This is a genomic window from uncultured Methanobrevibacter sp., assembly GCF_937906425.1.
Taxonomy (GTDB): Archaea; Methanobacteriota; Methanobacteria; order Methanobacteriales; family Methanobacteriaceae; genus Methanobrevibacter.
On the sequence record NZ_CALCYR010000210.1, the window covers coordinates 1 to 3,092 of the forward strand.

Consider the following 3,092-nt stretch of genomic DNA (forward strand, 5'->3'; position numbering starts at 1 on the left):
TGCTACACCAGCACCAATAGCTGCTAAAGCAGTACCTAAAGCAATTTCTACCATAAAATATATCTCCTTAATTAAATTGTTTAATAATAATTGTTTTTAAAACATAAATTTTGATTTTAATTTGAAATACAAATCCAATCAATTAGTTTCAATAAACTAAATTTTTGATTTTAATTTGATTTAACAAATAAACCAATGAGTTTCAATTCATCGAATTAAAACCAAGCCTTAAATCTTAGACAGTAATTGACTTAAAACTTTTAAATAAACTATAAATTAATAAATTTGAATTTTAATTATTTTTTAACTCTTGTAAATTTCCTTTTAGCTTTAAAAGCTTCGAAAGAATGTTTTCCACCTAAGTAAAATTGAGAGAAGAACTCTACATAGTTTAAACGCAATGCATTTACTCCAGCACCTAATACCTGGAAGAGGAAGTTTGCAATGTGTCCACCAATGAATATGATGATAGCCAATACAATACCTACAAATGGAATCATGTCATTAACCATATTGGTCAAGATGTTTACAGTCATTGCAATACCGCCAGTAGCTAAACAAAGAGCTAAAAGACGAGCATAAGACAATACATCTCCCATGAATCCAAATACATCCATAAGACCATAAGCACCATTAGCCCAGATAAGCAATACTAGGGAAAGTACAATCAATGCTGCACCAAGTCCCATACCAATCATGCCGAATGCTGGGAACAAGTATCCTAAAATTAAGACGACTAAACCAAGTTCTAAAATAAACCAAACGATTTGGGAACCGATAGCCTCTTTCTTCTCACCGTATCTTAAGTTATTGATTGCACCGAGGATAAAACCAAGGTTGGTGTAAATTAAACCAATTACAATAGCAATAACCAAAATGGTTGCCGGGTTTTTAAATGCGTTAATTGAATCGATTACTGTAGGAAGTGCATCTCCCATACCAAGAATTCTGGTATAGAAATCACCGAGTAAACCATTGGTAACAAGACCTAAAATAATAGACCATATACCGCTTGCGAAGATGATTAAACCTCCGTCACGTAAGGTGTCACTGGTTTTACCCATTCCCTTATATAAAATTATACCTATGATTGCAACCAAAAGACCGTATCCTGCATCGGTTAAACAGAAACCGAAGAAGAATGGGAAAGTAATTGCAACAAAAAGAGTAGGATCTATCTCATTATATTTTAATGGAGAGTACATTCCGACTAATAATTCATAAGGTTTTGCATAACTGCAATTTTCCTGCAATACTGGAACGTCTTCGCTGTTGTCCGGAACTTCTTCAAATTCTATAATTGCATGACCATCGGTAGCGGATTCAATTATATCCTCTGCCTTTTGGGAATACTTTTCAGGCACCCATGCCTCTAGAACAACAGTCTTATCGGTTTCAGCAAAAGTAGCGAAAATCTCGTTTTTATCTTTCTCATTTTCCAATTGTTCTTTTAAAGCAAGAACTTCATCATCCCATTTTTCAGCTACGACTTTCAAATCAGCCTTAGCCTGGGATCTTTCACCTTCGATAGCTTGTAATCTGGATTCGGCACTGGAAATTATACTGTCAGGATTTCCTTCCAAACCTTCAGTCTCAAACTTCTCGAAATCATTTTTCCTAAGTAAGGTATAGACCTCGTCCTTAAATTCACTGGCAACCACAACGACCATGATATTATATTCTTTTTCTTCATCTGGCGCCAATTCATAAAAGAGATTGTCTGTAATCTTACTGTATTCATCTTTAAATTTCTGAGCTGACTCAGCAGTGATCCTACCAACAATGGTAGAAGTGTACTTTGAATCACTTAAAAGGGCCAAATCCATATTTAAAGTTTTTAAACGATTAGCCAAATTTTTATTTGATTCAAGTCTACTCTCTTCACTGTCTAGTGCGGCTAACTTATCTTCAATACCTTTTGTTTCAGCCTCTACCTGGTCCAATGTTGATTCGGCATAAGCGATTAGGCTATCCGTATCAACATCCTCGACTTCTTTAGGAACTGGAAGATCGGGACTAATCAAAGACATGATTTTCTCTTTCATTCCCATTCCCTCTGAAAGGGCATCGCCTAATAGATCAGACAATGCACTTGTTTTCATAAGAAGTGAAGAAAGTTTACCAGTTTGAGGAGTAACTTTTGAAGGCCTCAAAAGTTCTGCTAGCTTAGGATCTTGCTGAATACGTTCAGAAATATCATTTATTTGGACGATACCCTCATCGTGAAGTGCACTCACCGTAGGACCAGCGTATGCATCCAAAGTTATAACATTAAGCTTACGCATTCTCGCAGTTCTAAACATTATCTCACACTATAAAATATTTTTAACAATAATTGAAGCAGCTTCATCTATATTTCCTCTAGCCTTATTTTTAATAGCGCTTACATCGCTATCAGCTTTTGAACCTATAGAAGTAGCTTCTTTCTTTGCATTTTCTTCTGCATCAAAAACAGTAGATTGAGCCTCTTCGTTAGCTTCATTCTTAGCAGTTTCAACCATTTCATTTGCTTTTATAGTAGCATCATCAATCATTGCTTTCGCATCGACTGTAGATTGTTCTACTAAGGAATCAGCATCACTTTCAGCCTTTTTTATTTGGGTAATAGCTTCTGATATCCCTGCCATAATAAATCACCATGGTAATTAAATTTTTATTTTTGTTAATATATATATTTTATTATATGATTATAATATGCTAAAAAAACAGTAAAATTTCAAAAAAATAAAATGACTGAAAAAATGTAATATATTTTTTACATAAAATTGAAAGAACAATTCAAAAGAATTATTTAAAATCAAATCAACCATTGAATCAAGGAATTTTTAAAAAAACAAATTTAAGAGAGAAATAGGACTATTGAATAAGAGAGATTAATTTAAAAAAAATGATATTATCATGATAATAACATTGAAAAAATAAAAAATTTTCATGAAAAAATTATTAAAAAATTTGTAAAAAATTTGTAAAAAATTTGTAAAAAATTATTTAATTTCAATTAAAAACAATAGTTTAAAAACACTGTGAAAAATAGTGAAAATTTTAAAAAATATTCAAAAAAACTTTAAATATCAGAACAGTTTTCAATTAAA

2 protein-coding genes are annotated in these 3,092 nt (G+C 32.2%); both read right to left on the bottom strand.

Translation table 11 applies throughout. From position 1 onward, the window contains the following. Positions 1-296 precede the first annotated feature (296 nt). Complete coding sequence (locus Q0138_RS06100; RefSeq protein ID WP_297982094.1) at positions 297-2,303, bottom strand: V-type ATP synthase subunit I; 2,007 nt, start codon at positions 2,301-2,303, stop codon at positions 297-299. A 9-nt stretch (positions 2,304-2,312) separates the two neighbouring features. Further along, positions 2,313-2,627: an ATP synthase archaeal subunit H gene (ahaH, locus tag Q0138_RS06105; RefSeq protein ID WP_297982097.1), complete on the bottom strand. Its 315-nt coding sequence runs from the start codon at positions 2,625-2,627 to the stop codon at positions 2,313-2,315. Positions 2,628-3,092: the final 465 nt, after the last annotated feature.